This window comes from Chitinispirillales bacterium ANBcel5, from assembly GCA_029688955.1.
GTDB lineage: Bacteria > Fibrobacterota > Chitinivibrionia > Chitinivibrionales > Chitinispirillaceae > Cellulosispirillum > Cellulosispirillum alkaliphilum.
Window position 1 is genome coordinate 38,967 of the sequence record JARUKZ010000005.1, and the last position, 20,756, is coordinate 59,722.

Genomic DNA, 20,756 nt, shown 5'->3' on the forward strand with positions numbered 1-20,756 from the left:
TTGAGAGTGGTAAAAAGTCTCCGCAATTAATATTGGATACTGTGCCAAACCCAAACAGGCTTTAACGCAGTTTTTTCTTTTCAATACCCAGCTTAAAGCCGGTATTCGCATTGCCGATCAGCAGGCTTCCGCTCTTTTTAACCGGATGCTTAATAGCAGAATTACGCTTCCGCACTCTGCGTGACGCTAAAACATCCGAAAACTATCCTTTTTTCTATTATCCATCCAACAAAACGCTTTGCTTTCAGTTCGATCAGAGCTACTTCAGCGATGCTTCGCCTTATTTCAGGTTAAAATAGAGCTACTCCATAGGTGATCGGTCTCATTTCAATTTAAAATAGAGCTACTCCATAGGTGATTAGTCTCATTTCAATTTAAAATGAAGCTAATGCAGAGGTGATCAGTCCCATTTTAAATTAAAACGAAGCTAATGCAGAGGTGATCAGTCCCATTTTAATTTGAAATGAAGCTAATGCAGAGGTGATCAGTCCCATTTTAATTTAAAATGAAGCTAATGCAGAGGTGATCAGTCTCATTTTAATTTGAAATGAAGCTACTGCAGAGGTGATTAGTCTCATTTTAAATTAAAATGAAGCTACTGCAGAAGTGATCAGTCTCATTTTAAATTAAAATGAAGCTACTGCAGAGGTGATCAGTCTCATTTTAAATTAAAATGAAGCTACTGCAGAGGTGATCAGTCTCATTTTAAATTAAAATGAAGCTACTGCAGAGGTGATTAGTCTCATTTTAAATTAAAATGAAGCTAATGCAGAGGTGATTAGTCCCATTTTAATTTGAAATGAAGCTAATGCAGAGGTGATCAGTCCCATTTTAATTTAAAATGAAGCTAATGCAGAGGTGATCAGTCTCATTTTAATTTGAAATGAAGCTAATGCAGAGGTGATTAGTCCCATTTTAAATTAAAACGAAGCTAATGCAGAGGTGATCAGTCCCATTTTAAATTAAAACGAAGCTAATGCAGAGGTGATCTGTCTCATTTCAATACATAACAGCTTTTCCTATAACCGGTGCATGATAATTTCCAACTTAGCCCTCATCATAGCACTTAAACTGCGACATAATTATATTACTGTATATTAAAAGACAGTATGGTTTAGGCATATACGCGAGGAGGAGATAGATGAAACCGGTCAGAATATTAGGGGCGATAATTATCACCGTAGCACTTTCTACCCGTGCTGATATAAACGTAAGAGATGATCAGGGCTGGACCCTTCTTCACAGAGCCGCTTATCACAATCAGGTTGATGCCATAGAACGGTTACTTGGTGAAGGAGCCAATATCAATGTGCGTAATAACCATAATGCCACACCTCTTCACTGGGCTGCTCACCAGGGTAATGATGAATCGGTGGAGTTTTTGCTTAGCCATGGCGCCGATGCCAACGCAAAAGACAGAGACGGCTGGGCTCCGCTTCACCGGGCAGCGTATGAAGGTCATGCTCAGAGTGCTGAAATTCTCCTTTCAAAAGGTGCAAACGTAAACAGTAAGAACAACCATGGATCTACTCCGCTTCACTGGGCTGTGTATAACAATCAAATCGATGTGGTAAGGGTGCTTGGCAGAAGTGGTGCTGATGTAAACGCTCAAAACGAAAAAGGCAGCACTCCGCTTCACCGGGCAGCTCTCAGGGGACATGGCAATGTTGCAGAACTGATCATTCGAAACGGGGCAACCCCTGATATTCAGGACAACTATGGCTGGACCCCGCTTCACCGGGCGGCTTTTAACGGACGAACCAAAGCAGTACAGCGGCTGATCTCTTTGGGAGCAGATTTAAACATCAAAGACACCAAAGGCGGCACCCCGCTTCACCGGGCAGTGTATAATGGTCAAGTAAGTACAGCAACGCTTTTGATAGAAAATGGAGCAGAGATAAATGCAGCCAACACCAGTGGCTGGACTCCACTTCACCGAGCAGCTTATGATGGTAACACACAGCTGGTCGAGCTTCTTTTAACCAATGGAGCTGATTCAAGCATCAAAAATAATTTCAATGCCACTGCGCTTCACTGGGCAACCCTTGAGCAGCGCAGCACGGTGATAGAGATGCTTGAAAAGCACGACAATGAAGAAAACAAGTAAGCTAAACTGAGAGGTTGAAGCTAATACTTGTTTGCAGAATTGGTAGTAACCCGGTGATAATCATTAGGTTACAAGGAAAAGGTGAGCTGTAATTACTAATCTCAAAGCAGATATAAGCAGCCCCCCTCTTTTCTCACCCGGGACTCGCCCCTGTCCGGTTAGCGCTCTCCTGAAGCTGCGCTGTTTCTGGCTCTTCAACCTCAGCTGGTTCTTTAAGAAACAAAATCATGCACACTAAAGTAACTGCCGCAATGAAAGCAGGAACCAACCAGTACGCCCGGTAATCAATCACTCCCATGGAATCGGTGAACAGATCAGTTACTCTGCCGGCAGTGAAACTTCCCATAAACCCACCAGCCCCGGAAGTCAGCATCCCAAATAGTTGATGAACCCCTGCCCGTTCCCCTGATGTGCAATACTTATCAAGAGAGATAAACATAGTGATAAAAACAAATGTATAAGCCAGACCATGTATACTAAGACTGGTATACACCATCCAGTTTGATATCGCCAGTGAACAGAGTATAAAACGTATTAACTGAAGTGATACGCCAAGTATCATCACCTTTTTCATTCCCCAGCGAGTAAGAAGAAAGCCTAAGATTCCCATGGCAAAAATTTCCGGTATCTGCCCAAGACTCATGGCAGGCATAATGCTTTCATCGGCAAAACCAATGTGTTTAAGAAAAGGTGATGTCCCAACAGAATAGAACTTATCGATAAAGGCTACACACATTGTAAGAAGAGCAAGGGTTAGAATCTCCGGACGCCTGATAACCTTAAACGAATCCCGCGGAAGAAAGGTCTGCTTTTTAGCATCAGGAATAAAATTACCCTTAGGCAAAAACAGCGTATAGAAGGAAAGTACCAGGGACGATAGTGCCGAAAAGATCATTATGTCCGGAAGGCGGCTTGATTGAGCCAAATCTCCCCCACGCACCCAGCCAAAACTAAACACCCACGCTACAGCGATCCATCCTATTGTTCCCCACACACGAATGTTTCCAAATTTATTGCGCCGATCCTTAGGAGAGTGATGAAATGTAATAGCATTTATCAGAGGCATTGTGGGCATAACTAACAGTGTATAAGCAAGATAGAGAAACATCACGGGGTAAAAACTGCTCTGACGTGAGAAGAACAGCATCACGATTGCCCCAAGGAAATGACAGATCCCCAGTAAACGTTCAGCCCGTATAAGCCTGTCGGCTATGCAGGCAGCAACCAATGGTGAAACGATGGCAGAAAAGGCAGCAATACCCACAATCAATCCAGTCTGAGATCCGGTGAATTTCAAATGATCAGAGAGGTAAAGGCTCATGATAGGAAGGGTAGCCCCTGCCACAAAAAACTGCAGAAACATCAATATACATAGTTTGATTTTTATCACTTTATTCAATATATCACCTCAGTTAGTGAATTTTTCACCAACATTTTTCTTTATCTAAATTATAAAGGGATTACACTGCTCTTTAAGAAACAGACAGAACAACTATCCTGCAGTGTGAAAATACAAAATTGGTTGATGATGTTGTCACTTATTTCAGGGTAGATCTAGTCTGAAATCACCACTGAGCCAGAAATTAAAAAAATTATAAGATTAACAACCACTGAAAACACGGAAGGCACGGAAAGGAGAGTGTGGTGACTCTGCCTGGAAAGGTATAAATGAGGAGCTGCGGTTACAAGTCTTAATTCAGGGTCAAATTGTTCCTATTGTAGCGAGAGGATCGCTTCGCCGCCCAAATCTCTGGCTGTCACCCATCCCCATCTTTCGAAAGAGTGGCACCCCACTTAACTAACCCCGCCCTCTGAATGTCATCTATACCTGAATAAATCTCCTCATCACTATACTTTGGCTTTATACTCTTAATGATACTATAAAGCGAATCTACGCTTATGGGTTCGTGGTTATCTTTTGCTTCATTGGCGGCAAAAAGAAGAGTCGCACGCAATTCAAGTTCCCGGGCATTCATAGTGCCAAAAGTTTCGATGACATGATCGATTTTTTCTCTATTCTCAAGTAAGAATTGCTGTGCTCTTTTTTTCAGGTCTTCTGTCTTAGAACCTGGCTTTAGCTGGTAACCACCAGTTCCAGAATAGATACTTACGACCGTAACTCCGCCCAGGGTTTCAGTTTGATCTAAGTCGATAGTGACATCAACGCAATATGGCCCATAGTTGTAGAGTGTAAAATCGTAGCCGCACTTAACACCATACCCTTCCTGAAGAATAAAAAGGATTTTCTGAAGGCTTGTTTTACCAAATTGAACTGGTTTTTCAGCTAACCTGGATGCAAGCTCTGTAATTAGTGCATAGTGATCCCAGGGAATTATACTGAACATACAATTAACTCCTCACTCTTTTATTTTTTCCTTTATACTTTTACGATGCTCAGGTGATGAATAGATTCGATATTGATTTATCGACCGAAGCCCTTTAATAACAGAGGACACTAATGACAATTTTACAATAGTTTCCTCTTGTGGTATATAGATTGGAATGTCAGATTTCTCAAATTTGTACCAGGAACTTCGTGCCATATCAGTAAAACCAATTTTTTCCTTAAATTGTTCTTCGATCTCTTTAAGTTTGTCGAGTTCTTCAGCTGAAGGACTTTCACTTGTCTCGTATACTTTTCTGTAATGCTTTCTTGTTTTTATGATTTCTGCGTGTTCCCCACCTTTGCCGGCTGTAATCATTCCAAGAACTTTCCAATCATCCCATGTTAAATACTCTTTAACTCTTTTTGCTGTATCAGGTTTTCTGTGTAAAACCGATACCCTTGCAATGAGACTGGCTCATTATTTAAAAATCTCAGCATCTTTTCTTTATCATCCCACCTTCAAAAAGCCACTATGCCTGTCCTTGTTCCTTTATCACTCTTTCTCCAACCCTCTTCACGCTTTTTTTTAACTATACTATAATAATAACTAACGCATTCGGGAAATTCGATCTGAAAAAGCTCAATTGGTCACACATTTCGCACATCATCCCTCAAGCACTAAAGAGTGCATCTCGCTGGTTTCAATCACCAATAACCACCACCCTAAAGGTTCCCCCGAATTCAGATGCCCATTATGTGCTTTCATTTGCCCCTTCCGGGCTATCAGCAATGATTACCGAAGCAGCCGCAACCTGTGCAGTGAACTTACAACCTGAAAAATTCCTTCGCAAGGTTACAAATTATTAGTTTTCTAAAGACGACAAAGAGATAACAGCCTAAAAATTTAGTAGAGAGGATAATGTATGCGAATCAAATATATGCACAAAATGGGCAAAACAGGCGGAGACTTCTTATACTTCAACAAAGAAGATATTCCGGAAGATATCATCGAGATCTTAACAACCAATGAGAAATTTAAAAAATCAGGCTCTTTTGGACAAAAAGGACTTGGCAAACCGGAAGAAATCGAATCCTTAACCATTATAGATAGTGACGGAACTGAAAAATACTCATATCATAATAAGTGTATGCACTACGCGTTTAGTAATGATCAATCGATGCAGCCGGTTTTCAAAGCATTCACTCATTTCATGATTAAGCATAAACAGAGATAAAATCACATAGCAGCGAGCAGATAGGGTTTGTCCCTCACAGTATTCCATCACGCCCTGCTTTTCCTGTACTCTTTCAATTGCACCAGATAGGTAGCTCTTATGGCAAGAAGCTCATTATCATATCTGCCATCCCTGAAATCCGGAAAAGACCACTCAAAGGAACGATACCTGCCCCCTCTGTATCGTCCTGCAAGATCGGCGTAGATACCCTTGTCCAGGTAAACCTTCTGCCCTGCTTCTTTTGCCGAAGCAAGCAGGGTTTTGTTATGATCAAGATATCCCGCATCAAGATTAACCCCTCGTTTGCCTTCGATACAAAGAGAAAATTCGATCTGATTGCACTGCAGTTTGACCTCAACAATATCTTTGGGGTTTCTAAGCTCTTTTAGCGAAACCAAGCGCCTCTGAAGCGGCTCGCCCATCTCCGATTCATAATAATCTGTAACATCAAAATGATGATCATCACCCTGATAATCTATCTCTCCCCACCGCTTTTCAATCTCTTCAAGCGCACGTGTAAAAAGAGTGCTCTGCTTGTAAAGAACCGCTACAAAGTATTTAACCGGGTCTGGTTGGTGTACTGATGCCATTTTTTTTGATCTCCAAAAAAGCCCTGTTTATTATTTGGCTGTCGATTGCAAACTCTTTCGCTATACACATCATCTGCTCTTCCCGACTAAGGGAGATGCGTTTTGATCCATTCTCAGAAAACAAAGAAAGCGTTTTGTTCTGAAGGTATTTCTGTGCTCCTTCTACCCTACTGGTTATAACCGGATAATTCATCATCTCCCAGGCAAAAGAACTCTCCCAGGCTTTGGCAAAAGTGAAAGAATCTACCGGAGCAATCTTATAAACCAGCCTCAGTTTACGATTCCCTCTGTAAACAGTGTAGAGTTCAAGCTTTTGGCCCCCCGAAACCGGCCGTAACTCAATAGTATTTGTTCCCGTGTTAACAGTTGATACTTTATCGTGATAAACGGTAGTAGGAACAAAGAGAAGGTACCCCGGATCAAGAAGCTTTATTGTACCGGATTGCACAATCACAAGACCGCAGTGAGTATCAACCCCATAGTGGCGATTAGCTAACACCGGATGGGCTTCTATACCCAAAGCATTAAACACAGAGATTATTGCTGCAGTTAGTGAAAAACAGGTTCCCCCTGTTCCCCACTTAAGATAATCACTTATCAACTCATCAGGATAGCGCATTGCGGATGATGGACTAACCATTGAACCCGATTTTATTATCTTGGTAAGGTTTTCGTAGGGAATGCAGGAAAAGGCTGCTGACAGTGCGCTGATAAGATGATCCTTATCAGCTTCTGCATCAATCGAAAAGCGTTTTAAAAATCTGTTCAACAGGTTTTGATCTTTAATCGTTAGATGTGGTGAATCGTGAATCATTGTTTTAAGCTCTTTATCTGGATAACTGTGATCTCTTTGGGGTAAGCAAGGATAACCGAACCACTACGCACTTGTTCTCCCATTTATGAAACTGTTCCGGATGAAACTCTCCGGGCGAAGAAAAATGAAACGATATAAAAGGCCATCGCTACAAGAACAATGGTTGCCCCCGATGCTGTAGCCCAATAGTAAGATAAAATAAGCCCGCTGAGACCGGAAACAAAGGAGATGGCAAGTGAAAAAAGGACAAACTGCCGCAAAGAAGCTGATAAGTTACGGGAAGCCGCTGCGGGAAGTATCAAAAGGGAGTTTATTACAAGAATCCCTATCCATTGCACCGAAATAGTCACTATCACAGCGGTAAGCGCAGAAAAAAACAGTTCATACCACCAAACATTTACCCCTCTGCTTCTTGCAATGGTAGAGTTAAAGGAGATCAAAAACAAGTTGTTAAAGAAAAAGATCCACACTGCCAACACAATAAGCAGCACAATGGCCACCGCTATAATATCGGATTGTGAGAGGCTTAAAAGATCCCCGATCAGGTATCTTGAGTAACGGTTGAAGCCACCTCTTCTGGAGAGAATCACCACTCCAAGAGCCACTGAAGCCGCCATCACCAGCCCAATCACGGTATCGATGGAGGCTTGTGTATACCGACGCAAAAACTGTATAACTACCGAAAGGATAACTGCAAAAAGCAACATTGAAGGCAGTGGTTGGGAGATGCCAAGAATTGCCCCTATAGCGATACCGGTAAGTGCGGCATGTCCGATAGCATCCGAGAAAAACGCCATCTGTTTGCTCACCACAAGGCACCCCGGAAGCGCAAAGAGTGGCGATATCAGTATTACCGCCAAAAACGCATGCTGCATAAAACGATACTGTGCCCAGTTGAAGGGAAGTGTTTCAAAGAAGGAATACCACAGCTCAAACATTGTCCTCACCCCTATGGTGATGGGTTCCGCTGTTATTACCGGCGTTAGGAAATGACACTGTACCAAAAATCTCCCGTACTTCAGGGCTGCCAAAAACGGCTTCGCCCGAGCCCTCTACAATTTTTTCCCCGTTTAAAAATACAACCCTGTCAGCATAAGCGGTGCTTATGGCCAGATCGTGTGACACCATAACTATCGACAGATCATGTTCAGTTCGTAGTTCAGAAATCATTTTATAAAAGAGATTGAGTCCGGAAAAATCCACACCACTTAGCGGTTCATCTAAAAGGAGTATATCAGGTCTGGGAGTAAGTGCAAGCGAAAGCATTACCCTCTGCAACTCTCCTCCCGAGAGCTGCCCGATTCTTCGTTTAAGCAGATGCTCCCCCCTTACAGCAGCCAATGCCTTCGAAGCCCTCTCTTTTACGGTTTTGTCTTGAAATAGCCATCGGGGCTTTTTGGTCAAAGATAACCCGAAAAGGTCTTCTACCGAAAAGGGAGCATGAGTATCAAAAGGCATTTTCTGGGGGACATAGCCAATTTTTGGAACAATCGGCTCAGACTTTCCAAAGCGATGAAATTTTAATTCCCCCTCATATGGAATTTCACCTGCAATTGCTTTTAAAAGAGTCGATTTACCCGCTCCGTTTGGACCAATGATAACGATAAACTGTCCACAATGAAAATGTAGATTCACATTGTGCAGTATCGTTGTGCCACCAAGGGTAACTTTGACCTTCTCTAATCTGGTGCAGCAGCTACGACACACACTTTCTTTTATCTGCTTATAACCGTCTCTGTGATCAATCATCGTTTCCACTCAGCGCTTTAATCAGCACCTCAAGATTATTCTCCATTTGATCAAGATAGGAGTCGGGGCAATCGGGGCCGGTTGAAGCGGGATCAAACACATACACAGAAATCCCACTTTCAGCAGCAATTGTCTGTGCTAAATGAGGTGATTCTGTGGGTTCAATAAATATCGCTTTCACCTCATTTTTTCTAATTGTCTCAACAGCCCGTATAATCTCCGCAGCCGAAGGTTGGCTCTCCGGCTCTCCTTCAACGACAGTCGAAATTTCTAACCCAAACTCATCAGCAAAATAGGACAAATACTCATGAATCAATGCGATAGTTCTATGCTCAAGATTCTCTATCTCTTCATGGAATTTGTTTTTAAGACCTTGCAGCCTTTCTATGTAGTTTTCCGCATTTTTCAGGTATATATCGGCATTGACACTATCCCAGCGGCCAAGTTCAGCAGCGATGGTCTCTACCTGCTTAATAGTATTGGATATGCTAACCCACACATGAGGATTTACCATACAATCATCGCTGGACTGGTGTTCTGCACTGCGCTCTTCTGTTTCATGATGATGGTGGTCGTGCCCATGGTGATGATCGTGTCCATGATGGTGATGGTGATGATGAGCAGAGGAGTATTCGACCAGTGTAATACCTCTACTTGCATCAATGACTTTTAGAACTTCCCTGTTTAAATACAACTGCTCAAATGCCCGTTCCATTCCTGCTCCATGAATCACAAAAACGGATGCCTTTTCAAACTTTGCAACCGCATCTGTAGTGAGGTGATAGTCATGGAGGCAACCCAGTGTATTTCCGGTCATATTTTTAACTTTTACTCCCGGCACATCACTAACGATATTCAAGGTAGAAATGTATACCGGATAAAACGAAGTGAGGATAATTTTTTCTGAACCAGTTTCCCCTCCACCACAGCAGAGCAATGTGATGAATGGTAAAATCCACAGGTATTTTGCCACCAACTGATTTGTTTTCAAACTATTATCCTCTTTTCAAAGGTTTATACAGTCAACACAACTGCCGTACAGTTCAAAGCTGTGTCCCTCAATCTTAAAAGCATCCTCATCCACTTTTTCCTTTATAGCTTCAAGGGGACAAAAGTTTAGAGGGATGGTTTTCATACAGTGCCTGCAGACGAAATGATGCACATGTGACGAATCAGAAAGTGTGTATCTGGTGCTGTTTTCAAACTGCCGTTTAACAGCACTTATAAAACCAGACCTTTGCAACTTTTTAAGATTACGATACACCGTGGAGAGACTTAGATTGTCAAATTCGCGACACAGACCATCAAATACCTCTTCGGCTGTGAGAGGTTTCATTGCGTAGCGAAGATATGCAATTATTGCTTTTCGCTGCTTTGTCCGGCGCTCACCAATTAAAGGCGATCTATTCATGACAAGAAACTAATTAAATGTTAGTAGCTATTGCAATCGATTTGCATTAGATATGACAACCTATAGTGCTATTTAAAACAAAGCAGCTTGCCCCTTTATTAAAAGAGACAAGCTAACTAAAACAAAAGGAGGTATTTATGGATTGAACCTTTCCCTGTTTTCTCAGGGTTTTTTGAGAATCGCTTCAGCTACAGCATAACCACTTTTAGCGGCAGGACTAATTCCACCGCCCTGTTTTGACCATGCTGAAGCCAGATAGAGGCCTTTTATACCAGTATAGTTCTCAGGTCTTCTGGGTCCGATCTGATTTACATTTGGAGCATAGCCATAGACGGCACCTCTTTCATTTAAGGTGTACCTTTTCATAGTCAGCGGTGTAGCTGCTTCCTTATATTCTATCAGTTCACCTATTCCCGGCATATAGGCTTCTATTCGCTTTAAAATAGTCTGGCTAACTTCTTCTTTTTTACGTTTATATTCCTCTTTACTTAAGTTTTCCCAATGTTTAATATCATCCACCAGCACACAAGCCGCAACCGGCGCGTTATCCTTTGAAAGTTTAGCATCAATTATACTGTAATCAACCATCACCAGGGTCTTTTGTTCATAGTCGGTAGTTGAATTGGATTTTGCCAATTCTTTGAGATTAGTAACACTATCGGGGAATAAGAAAGTAGAGTAGCTATCATTACCCAGTTCAGTGAGTGGTTTTTTCAATCCCATATAGAGACTGAAAATACTGTGACTTGGTTCATGTGAAGAGTACTTTTTCCTTAAAGATCCGGAAGTCTCTTCAGAAAGCAGTTCATTCATAAGTGAGGGAAGATTGGCATTACAAACCACATTATCAGCGAATATCTGATTTATTTCACCCTTTTTATTACTGTATTCAACACCATTAACGCTCTTTTTTTCACCTAAGACTTTGCTTACCTTCGATTTCAGCAATACTTCCCCGCCCCGGTTTTGGATGTAGTCGACCAGATAACGGGCGATTTGCTGTGATCCCCCCTGAATGTAGGCTCCTCCGCCCGAAAGAAAGCTCCCCTGAGCACCAATATGATGAAGTGATGAATAGACATAGGGATCATCATGATAATAGGCGATGTTTGCGCCAAGGATAAGTTTCAGGTCATCGTTGGTAGTAAGCTTATCCATAAAAGAGCCAAAACTTTTAAACAGATACAGAAACAAACCATAGCAATGTATCAAAAGGGAAGGAATCATATGAAAGCGGGGTTTTCCTTTGGACTGAAAATAGAGGATCTGCTTTCGTATCTTTCTTAACGTTTTTGAATACTTATCAAGAGACTTTTTGTCCTGAGGATATTTTTCCTTAAGTAATTTAATTGCCTGGTCTAAATCATCGGGCAGGGTGAATTGAAGGTCATTTCTCACCACCTTAAAGAATTCCGGTAATCTGATAGGTTGCACGTGTTTTCGAATTTTAAATTCATCAAACAATTTTGAGTTATGGCTTTGAGGATCAAACAGCCCATCTATTGCATGAACGGATGCTTCAAAGACAAATTGCTTACGTTTGAATGTTGCAGCATAACCACCCGGAACTGAGTGCTGCTCTAGAACAACCACTTTTTTTCCTTCTTTAGCCAGCTTTGCTGCGCAAAACAGACCACCTATACCTGCCCCTATAACAATAGCATCATACTTTTGCACTACTTTTTGCCCCTGAGCCTGAATAAAAAATTGACTATTGTGTGATATTTTATGGTATAAAGAACATTAAACATAAAAAAGGGCACCTCTGAAAACAATATTTTGCCCCGACATAAAGTTGCATTCAGCGTTTTTGGGGCTCTAAAACAGCCGTTTTTAGAGCTGTTCATGGGAGTGATACTATCGAAGTTTTCTGCTATAGTCATTTTCCCTAAATACCAGTTGCCCCAATACTTTAAATAAGGTTATTTTTCTATTGTCTCATCATCCCTGACTCCTTAAGTTTCTAATCCTTTCTCTATATTAAGGAATTATGTTCTTTTCAAAAAAATTGAATGATTCTGCTCTGCAAAAAACAGCGGAAGTAGTAACCCTGGTCGGTTTATGGGTTTTGATTTTCGCTACCATTGGTACTCCCTACCCATTTCATTACGATTCGGTGAACTACGCTCTGGCCATAGCCGAAAAGTTTGACACAGGAATCCATCAACCCCATCCCCCAGGCTACCTTTTCCATATTCTTTTTGGCAGATTGATATATCTTTTTGTAGATAATCCCTTCTACGTGCAGCAGTTACAGAATATCTTCTATCTATTGGCTGTCCTTCCCTGCTGGTTGATGATTAAAGGGGTCCAAAAATTTGACCTCATATTCCTGGGTACCTTTCCCCTTATTCTTTTCTTTCCTGCAGTACCAATTATCTTTGCCGCTTCTTTTGCTGCCGGATGCTGGATGGCAGTGGCGCTCTCGAAGATGGACGAGGGCAGTTGGTCACCGCTTATCCCCGGCTTTATCTTCGCTGTTTCCATAGGCTTCAGACAGGATATGCTTATAATGCTTGGCCCCGTTTTTCTGTATTGTTTGATTCGGGGAAGGTACAGAGCAAAGATCTGGCTTAAGCTTGTTGCAATCGGCTTTACAGTTACAATGCTTTGGTATATTCCCACCCTAATCTTAAGCGGAGGTCTCGAGCCCTTTAGTCATACAAATGCAGAAAACACAAAGTTTTACCTCTACAGCTCCGTTCTTTTTGGCGCCCCCTTGCTGGAGAATGTACGCGTTGCACTGAGGTTTCTTCTCTACATGCCAGCCACTTTGGGTCCGGGAGGCATCTGCCTCGTTTTGATTTGTCTCAAAACCCTTCCCAAAAAGAACTGGATCCCTGTTATTTTGGCACTCGCGCCCATTGTTATCTACGGAACAGTACTCCTGCTCCCCTTCTCCTATTATTATGCATCAGGGTTGGGTTTTTTCATTTCATGGGTAACGGTAAAAGGGGGGCTACCCGAAAAAAGAAAGTATCTTCTACTGTTTCTGGCGATACTAAACATCTCCTTCTTTTGTTTTATGCCAAAGGCCCAATATCAACCGTGGCGGGGAACGTATAAAGACAGAACAATTGTGGAAAACATTGCCAAACAACTGTTGTACACAGGTGCCAACAGCAGAGAATCGGCTCTGCATCGAAGAGATATTATTGATTTTGCTCAATCTACAATAGCAAAAAGTGACATTTTTTATGTAGAAGATGATATACTTTGGGATAGAATATGGTGTTACTTGTCCGCTCACAGCTGGAATAACATACATACCCGTGAATTGGAAGAAGCAGAGTTAATACTTGGCTGGTATAACCCCGAATCAACAAAGGAGTTGGTAGCCCGACACAACAACTTAGCTGTGTACCGGTTACCTCAGCAAGAGCCGCAGTAAATGAAAACAAGCACACTTAAACAGCGTATCTATAACAAGCTAACTTCCGAATATTTCTGGTTTTACGGAAACGATACATTAGCCAGGCTGCTCTTTAAAAAACACCTTAAAGCAACAGCGGGAACAGTTCTTAACATTGGGTGCGGACCCACCGGGTTTTCCCTTCAAAGAAAAGGTATGAGGACAATCAGTGCAGATTTCTCCTTTGAAGCCTGCACTATAGCTTCAGCCAAAAGCTATAGCCAACAAACTCAATTTGTATGCTGTGATGCGGAGGCTCTACCTTTTAAAAAGGGGTGCTTTGATGCTGTTGTTGCTCTTGAGCTGTTCGAACATTTAGAAGATGACAAATCTGCCCTGAAGCAGATTATTGCCTGCCTTAAAGAGGGTGGAATTCTACTCTTTTCGGTTCCGGCATTTCAGTTTCTTTGGGGAAGCCACGACAGATGGAATGAGCATTTCAGAAGATACCGTAAAAAGGATATAAACAGGCTCACCAGTCAAACTTGCCTGTTTCCTCTATATCGAACCTATTTTAAATCCGGGTTTGTTGTTCCGCTATATCTCTTCAGGAAATTTAAAGCGCTATTTGGTTTTCTGAAACATTCTCACGATTTTGTTCAGATACCTTCACCACTGAACACTATGCTTAAACACGCCCTAACCATTGAAGCTACCATAGCTCAACGATTTTCTCTTCCTTTAGGAGTGACTCTCTTTTCCGTTTTAGGGAAGGATGGCAAGAGCGATCAATGTGATGCTGAACATGAATAAGGGAACTTTTTTTAACCACCTTGTATATCCGACCAAGATACTCGCCGATAATTCCCAGAAATATTGCATTAAGGCCTATTGAAAACAACAACAAAAATGTCGTGGTGGCAAATCCTTTTGGCCAGGTCCCTATACCCAGTGACCATAGTAAAAAGTAGCCGGAGAACATCAATACGGTCACTGCAGAGATTGCTAAACCCGTCCAGGTAGCAACTCTGAGCGGAACAATCGAATGGTTTAAAATACCATTAAGACCCAGCTTAAATAGTTTTGCCAATGTGTACTTGCTTTTACCCTTGTGCCTGGCACATCGGTCATACCCTATACCGATTTGCTGAAACCCCATCGAAGCAATGACACCTCTAAGATAGGTTTGGTCATCATCCATTCGTTTCAGTGCATCTATGATTTTTCGATCGATCAATCGAAAATCACCCGCATCGGCCGGTATATCGCTTTCACTAAGAAACTTGATCACCGAATACCCCACTTTTCTCAGTTTTTGCATACATGCCGATTCATCTCTTTTGCGCCTGATTCCGTACACAACATGATACCCCTGCTCCCATGCTTTTACAAATTTGGGGATAAGTGAGGGTGGGTCCTGAAGATCACAGTCAAGCTGCACTGCCGCATCACCACGGGCATGAACCATACCCGAAAAAATAGCCTTTTGATGTCCAAAGTTTTTTGAAAGCTTCAGCACCACTACTCGTTTATCGTGTTTTAGGAGCTTTTGAAGTCTGAAAAACGTTGAATCAGTACTCCCATCATCAATGAAAATCATCTCTAAGTCATAGTTTTTCAGTGCTGACTCCCATACCCGGCATATCTCTTTATAGGTAGGTTCAACATTTTCCTCTTCATTAAAGCAGGGAATTATCAGTGAGATTTTCATTGTTTACAGGTCCCTTGTTTGATCCGGTTAGCTCCTTGGCATTTTTAACATTATCTAATAGGTGAACTAAAGGTTCAAGTAAAAAAGTGCTCTAAAACGGATCTAAGTATCTTAAGGAAGGACAGTTAAATGAAATGTGTCTAAGGTGTTTATTAAGGTCGGCTTTAAGAGAGCTGGAGAGAAGATACTATGACCAATATCGCAGCGAAAATCTGGGACTGGCGAAGTCCAGTACTCCCTATACGCTATTTTTTAGAACAGCCGTTTCAGAATTGAACCTCCACAAGTACATCAAGTATCGATAGTGTGCTGATGCAAACCCATCTCGATCTGGAGAAGACTGTAGCTATGGAGTAGTTAAATTACGGGATTTTCTCCCTATCTGTCTTCTTTCCCTACTTTCGTGCCCTCGTACTTTTCGTGCCCCCATCTCTCCTTCTTTTCCTACTTTCGTGCCCTTTCGTGCTTTTCGTGACCTCCTTCTCTCCCTCTTTTCCTACCCGTTTAACGTGGCCACCACCTCTCTTCACAAGTCATCCTCAACTCATCTTTATACTTAATCTTTTTAAATAAATTACTGACTTTGCTTCTTTTATCTCCCCACAATTTCTTCAAATACATCCCTTTGGGCAGCAGTTAATAGCTTCAACACCTCTTTTTTAAACCTAAGTTCCTTATTTTCATAAATATAAATAGCTACCTTCTCCTTAATATCTGTGGAAAGACTAAACGCCTTTAGCAGTGAGATTAACTTTTCCCGTTTCCTCTCTCTCTTTTTGGAGATCACTCCATTTATTGCTGTAAGTGCTATGTTTACAGTACTTTGTGGGTCGATATCGAATAGTGAAACCGAGAGTACCTCTTTTGTTTCATCATACTGAACCCGGTATTTCTGATTCCCGCGATTCACATGTACATTGTCTGTTACTCCATAAAAATGAAGTACATAGCTTCTTTTCTCGGGAATAACCGTCAGGTCACCTTTTGAAGCTTCAATGGTAAATTGAACCTCATTCTGTTCCCATTTCTGCTCAAAAGACGTTAAACAGTAGTGCCCCTCTTTATGCTTGCAACTGATACCGTCATCTTCATAGAGAGTATAGCGATTGTTTTTACCTGTAAAAATATTAATTTCAAGCTGTTGAGGATTTTTTGTATCGTTATGATATGGTTTTGCGGCAAGAGGCACAATTGCTCCGGTTCGGGCATAAACCGGCGTATTTCTTAAACTACCAAACACCTTGGTATACCCTGAGTTAGCAATATATTCGCCCGTTGAAAACTCATACCACCCACCAGGTGGAAACCACACGATTTGCTTTGAAAGCAGTGTAGTTTTTTCAACCGGGGTCACAAATGGAGAGACCATCAGCTGAGAACCAAACATATACTGACCTTTACACTCATAGGCCTCTTCCATAGTTGAATAATCATGATACATCGGCCTGACAAGCGATTCTCCACTACTGTTTCCCAGGTGACACGATGAATAGATATAGGGAATCAATTGATGGCGTAAGTTCATATAAATGCGCAAAATATCCAACGTTTCACTATCGTGGGCCCATGGTCTTCTGTCCTGAAATTCGCTCTTTGCGCAATGAATTCTAAAGATTGGGCTAAACACTCCAAATTGTACCCATCGTATAAAGAGCTCCCGATCCTCTCTGCCGTGATAGTGACCACCCACATCATTGCTCCAATAACCAAAACCAACGTTTGCCGCTGTAGCAGTGAAATAAGGCTGAAAAGAAAGAGAGTCCCATGTTACATACGTATCTCCCGAAAACCCAATGGGATAACGCTGCCCACCCGGCCCGCACCAACGGGAAAAAACAAGAGGACGTTTTCCCTTACGGCTAAGATCATAAAAATGAAGATGATTGAGCATAAAGAGGGGATCGAGTCCTTCAAGTTTACTCTCCTGCCCTTGCTGCCAGTCTATCCACCAAAAGTCTACCCCGGCTTCTTCATGCGGGTGGTGAAGGTGTTTAAAATATGCTTCCATAAATTGAGGATCTGATACATCAAAAGGAATGTTTTTTTGAGTTTCAGGATCCATATCCATTGCCCGGGCCACTTTAGTATAGGCCTTTTCGTGAGGGGCCACACCGTCTGCGGGGTGAAGGTTTAGAGCAGTACGGATCCCTTTTTGTTTCATGAGAGTTAAAAGCTTTTGAGGAGAGGGGAACAGGTCCCTGTTCCAGGTGTATCCTGTCCATCCGCTATGATGTTGATTTTTAACCACATGCCAGTCCATATCGATCACACAAACAGACAGTGGGATTCGATATTTTATAAAATCTGCAACAAGCTCAGTAAGCTCCTCCTGGGTGTACTCCCAGTACCTGCTCCACCAATTGCCAAAGACCCACCTTGGTGGCAGTGGTGGCTTACCACTCAAGCTGAAAAAATCTTTTATGCACTCCTTGTGATCATCTCCGTAGCCAAAAAAGTACAGATCTTTATACCCTGGTGAACATTTTCTTTGTTCGAGCCACCCCAGTTCATTAAAAATCAGGCTTTGGGAATCATCAATCACGCTCCAGCCACTGCGCGAAAGGAGCCCATCAGAAAGTTGTACCCACCCATCACAGCGATCCAGTGTGCGAACGGTTCCTCGGAGATTTTCCGGGTCTTGTTGTCCAAAACACCAGGTTTTCTTATCCTTACTAAGGACTATCTGAAGCGTTTCTTGGCTAAATCCTTCAGTCGTTTCTTTGTAAGTTAAATGAAGGTGATCAGTGATTATTTGGTGTGTTTCTGCCTCTTTGGTGTAAGAAAAGTAAGGAACCGGCTGCTTACGATACCAGAATATCTGTGATGCGCGGTTTTCAAATAACCCCTGCTTATCAAACTCAATACGTATACAGCGAGGTGACAGGACGGTGAAGCGGGCATATTTACACTGAACTATCGACTCCTGAACCACCATAGGCTCTTTTTGAACCAAAAAGTGAGATGGGATGTTTAGGGGACTTCCTGAAGCCTGGGTGTTCTGAAAACTTGTCTCTTCCATATAGTCCTTATTCTGCCTGATTTCAAATACATAGAACCAATACACTCTTTACCATGATACTTAGTTTCAAGATGTGTTTCCAACAGAAAACTTTGTAATGTCGTTTTTTTCCGACTGGTGAGAGGGAAAACATTTTCTAAGCCGGATTTTTTTTTGTGTTAAAGTATTTGGGTGAAATTTTAAATTGCCCGTTCCCAAAACCAGATCTATTTTCTTTTAAAAGCGTTTATTAGAAGTATTTTTCCGGCTACTCAACTCTCGATAGATTTTTATGAGGCTTGAAGCTCAATACTGCCTCTTTATATATTTCCTTTCTGGAATAGAAAAACGCGCCAGTGGCTCAGTTGGATAGAGCGTCGGCCTCCGGAGCCGAAGGTCGCAGGTTCGAATCCTGCCTGGCGTACTTCTTCATTCTGTTTAAGCGAAAAAGTTTGGCAACTAAACATTCAAAAGGGAGGTTATTATTAACTTCCGTTCTAAAACACTCGGCATTTTCAGTGTAATCGAGCCTGTTCTTGATCCCGATGAGGCCTTTGATTCAGGCCTTCTAAACAGTACTGTCAGTTCTATGATCGCCTCGGGAGCAAAAAACGTGGCCGTAGACCTCTCTGCTCTGGATTATATCTATTCAGACGCAATGAATGTTCTTGTGAATCTAAACAAACAGATTCAAAGTGCTAACGGTACGCTTGCAGTGCTTTCCCCTCAGGCTCCTGTGCTTTCTATTTTAAGCAGGGCAGGGATTAACAACATTATTACTATTTTTTCCGCTGAAGAAGAACTGATGCAAAGATCACAGGAGCTAACCGCACCTGCTCAGCCTCCACAGGCCCCTCCACCACCTCCACCATCAGCCACTACGCAAAATATACCCTCCGATCCATTTGAATCGGACAGTATGCGCTCAGAGATCGATTCATTTTTCAGTAGCGATTCTCAACAAACGATTCCGGATCAACCTGTTTCTCACGACCCCTACAACACCTCATTTCAGGATGATGATCCGTTTTTGTACAATAAAAAAGACACTGCTTCAGAGTCACCAAATCAGAGCGACTCTGTACCGTTACAAAATACATGGGAAGAATTTGGCCCATCGCAGCCACAATCGTCCTGGCCCCCTCAAAATCAGCAGCCACCACAAAGCCAGGATTTCAACAATTACAACTCTTCTCAGCCCCCACAGCAGAGAAGTTCTTTCCAGGGCGGCTATCAAAGCCAGGACAGCTCTGAATTAGATTTTGATTTAAAACCGTTAAATGAAGACTATCAAAAGAGTTCACAACCAACGCCTCCTGCACAGCAAGAAGCAGAACCACAAAACCATAAATCCTCCCAAAGTAACCAGTTTCCAACTCCTCAGGGAGATAAATCGCAGGAAGACTACAGAGAGTGTGAAACAGCCCTGTTTGCTGAAGCACCAGCAGTTACTGCGGAAACTGTTGCAATTGATACCTCCGAGATTGATAGTTCAAATTTCGATTCTTTAGAAGATCCTTTTGAAGAAAAAAAGAAGAAGAAACGTAAAAAGCAAATTTTTGACTTCGACATTGATGATGACGATAAACTTCCGGATGATGAGTTCTTTAAAACAAAGTCCAAATCTTCGGTGCTGGCCTATATCTTCCTGTTCTTTTTAATAGCTTCCATTGCTACCGGCGGATATTTCGGGTATGTTTTGTATATTGAACCTGAATTTTTAAGTGGCAGAGCTATAAGCGAAGAAACTCCTTCTGCACCTCAAATCGACCCTTCAGAGGAAGTCGCAGCTGTTCCAGAAGAGGAGGAGGGCGATGATGAAGTGCAGGAGACCCAGGAATCACAGCCTTCGCAGCCACCAGCACAAAGAAGAGCTAAAGCTCAGCCGGCATCTGCTCCTGCTCCACGTAGAGCAGCTGCTCCGCAGCCACAGCCGGAACCCCAGCCACAGCCGGAGCCACAAAGAGCAGCAACTCCGCAGCCCGAGCCTGAGCCGCAGCCTGAACCACGAAGAGCAGCAGCCCCACAACCACAGCCGGAGCCTGAACCGGAACCGCGTAGAGCAGCTCCGCAGCCCGAGCCTGAGCCGCAGCCTGAGCCACGAAGAGCAGCAGCCCCGCAACCGGAACCCGAACCCGAACCGCAGCAAGCTGCAGCTCCACAGCCAGAACCTGAACCGGAGCCGGAACCAGAAATTGAAACACAGCCCGTAAGGCCTCGCCGTTCATCAGAACCGATGGCTCAGATCTTCATCACGTCTCAACCTGCCGTTGCTGATGTTTTCCTTGGTGGTGAGCGTATTGGCAGAACTAACATCGATATGCTCAATCTTCCCGTTGGTACGCACAATCTCAGGTTTGTGAAAGATAATCTTGAAATCGAAAAGGAAATTACGGTCAACGCTGGAAGCAATCGTCCCGAAAACGTGATGCTTCAGTAATAATTTATTAAATCTTTTACCCG

General features: G+C 42.6%; 17 protein-coding genes and 1 tRNA gene. 6 read left to right on the forward strand and 12 right to left on the reverse strand.

Annotation, left to right across the window (positions count from 1 at the left end; all coding sequences use genetic code 11):
* The first annotated feature begins 1,141 nt into the window (after positions 1-1,141).
* Positions 1,142-2,107 carry an ankyrin repeat domain-containing protein gene (locus tag QA601_03905; GenBank protein ID MDG5814210.1) on the forward strand — a complete coding sequence of 322 codons (966 nt, stop codon included), beginning with the start codon at positions 1,142-1,144 and terminating at the stop codon, positions 2,105-2,107.
* A 133-nt stretch (positions 2,108-2,240) separates the two neighbouring features.
* Here the strand turns inward: QA601_03905 and QA601_03910 are convergent, their stop codons facing one another.
* The 3 genes from QA601_03910 to QA601_03920 all read right to left on the reverse strand — a co-directional run bounded on the left by QA601_03910 (position 2,241) and on the right by QA601_03920 (position 4,809).
* Entirely contained in the window at positions 2,241-3,497 is a 1,257-nt protein-coding gene (locus QA601_03910; protein MDG5814211.1) for an MFS transporter, read from the reverse strand.
* 367 nt (positions 3,498-3,864) lie between these two features.
* Positions 3,865-4,452, reverse strand: coding sequence for a hypothetical protein (locus tag QA601_03915; protein ID MDG5814212.1), 588 nt, complete (start codon positions 4,450-4,452; stop codon positions 3,865-3,867).
* 12 nt (positions 4,453-4,464) lie between these two features.
* Positions 4,465-4,809 (reverse strand): hypothetical protein, encoded by a 345-nt coding sequence (locus QA601_03920; GenBank protein ID MDG5814213.1) that lies wholly within the window; start codon positions 4,807-4,809, stop codon positions 4,465-4,467.
* A 547-nt stretch (positions 4,810-5,356) separates the two neighbouring features.
* Here QA601_03920 and QA601_03925 point away from each other — a divergent pair.
* Positions 5,357-5,668, forward strand: coding sequence for a hypothetical protein (locus tag QA601_03925; protein ID MDG5814214.1), 312 nt, complete (start codon positions 5,357-5,359; stop codon positions 5,666-5,668).
* Positions 5,669-5,715: 47 nt separating this feature from the next.
* Here the strand turns inward: QA601_03925 and QA601_03930 are convergent, their stop codons facing one another.
* From QA601_03930 to QA601_03960, 7 genes are all read right to left on the reverse strand, one after another.
* Positions 5,716-6,258, reverse strand: a complete 543-nt coding sequence (locus tag QA601_03930; GenBank protein ID MDG5814215.1) for a DUF4416 family protein — start codon at positions 6,256-6,258, stop codon at positions 5,716-5,718.
* Positions 6,227-7,072 carry a hypothetical protein gene (locus QA601_03935; protein MDG5814216.1) on the reverse strand — a complete coding sequence of 282 codons (846 nt, stop codon included), beginning with the start codon at positions 7,070-7,072 and terminating at the stop codon, positions 6,227-6,229. Before QA601_03935 ends, QA601_03930 begins: the two co-directional genes overlap by 32 nt.
* 83 nt (positions 7,073-7,155) lie before the next feature.
* Positions 7,156-8,010 carry a metal ABC transporter permease gene (locus QA601_03940; GenBank protein MDG5814217.1) on the reverse strand — a complete coding sequence of 285 codons (855 nt, stop codon included), beginning with the start codon at positions 8,008-8,010 and terminating at the stop codon, positions 7,156-7,158.
* Entirely contained in the window at positions 8,003-8,821 is an 819-nt protein-coding gene (locus QA601_03945; protein MDG5814218.1) for a metal ABC transporter ATP-binding protein, read from the reverse strand. The genes QA601_03940 and QA601_03945 overlap by 8 nt, the downstream gene beginning before the upstream one ends.
* Positions 8,814-9,812, reverse strand: coding sequence for a metal ABC transporter substrate-binding protein (locus tag QA601_03950; protein ID MDG5814219.1), 999 nt, complete (start codon positions 9,810-9,812; stop codon positions 8,814-8,816). The genes QA601_03945 and QA601_03950 overlap by 8 nt, the downstream gene beginning before the upstream one ends.
* 15 nt (positions 9,813-9,827) lie before the next feature.
* On the reverse strand, positions 9,828-10,232 hold the full coding sequence (locus QA601_03955) for a Fur family transcriptional regulator (protein ID MDG5814220.1): 405 nt from the start codon (positions 10,230-10,232) through the stop codon (positions 9,828-9,830).
* 162 nt (positions 10,233-10,394) lie between these two features.
* Entirely contained in the window at positions 10,395-11,909 is a 1,515-nt protein-coding gene (locus tag QA601_03960; protein MDG5814221.1) for an NAD(P)/FAD-dependent oxidoreductase, read from the reverse strand.
* Between the two features lie 313 nt (positions 11,910-12,222).
* Here QA601_03960 and QA601_03965 point away from each other — a divergent pair, with 313 nt between their 5' ends.
* Positions 12,223-13,623 carry a hypothetical protein gene (locus QA601_03965; GenBank protein MDG5814222.1) on the forward strand — a complete coding sequence of 467 codons (1,401 nt, stop codon included), beginning with the start codon at positions 12,223-12,225 and terminating at the stop codon, positions 13,621-13,623.
* Positions 13,624-14,397 carry a class I SAM-dependent methyltransferase gene (locus QA601_03970; protein ID MDG5814223.1) on the forward strand — a complete coding sequence of 258 codons (774 nt, stop codon included), beginning with the start codon at positions 13,624-13,626 and terminating at the stop codon, positions 14,395-14,397.
* On the opposite strand, the gene QA601_03975 is transcribed toward QA601_03970, so the two are convergent.
* A complete protein-coding gene (locus tag QA601_03975) occupies positions 14,297-15,295 on the reverse strand; it encodes a glycosyltransferase family 2 protein (GenBank protein MDG5814224.1) in 999 nt (332 codons plus the stop codon). The two genes, QA601_03970 and QA601_03975, sit on opposite strands and share 101 nt — an antisense overlap.
* Positions 15,296-15,887: 592 nt before the next feature.
* Complete coding sequence (locus QA601_03980; GenBank protein MDG5814225.1) at positions 15,888-18,314, reverse strand: glycoside hydrolase family 31 protein; 2,427 nt, start codon at positions 18,312-18,314, stop codon at positions 15,888-15,890.
* A 329-nt stretch (positions 18,315-18,643) separates the two neighbouring features.
* On the opposite strand from QA601_03980, the gene QA601_03985 reads away from it, so the two are divergent.
* Together QA601_03985 and QA601_03990 are read left to right on the forward strand one after the other, a co-directional pair.
* Positions 18,644-18,717: transfer RNA gene (locus tag QA601_03985), tRNA-Arg, on the forward strand.
* Between the two features lie 189 nt (positions 18,718-18,906).
* Positions 18,907-20,733, forward strand: coding sequence for a PEGA domain-containing protein (locus QA601_03990; protein MDG5814226.1), 1,827 nt, complete (start codon positions 18,907-18,909; stop codon positions 20,731-20,733).
* The last annotated feature ends 23 nt before the right edge of the window (positions 20,734-20,756 follow it).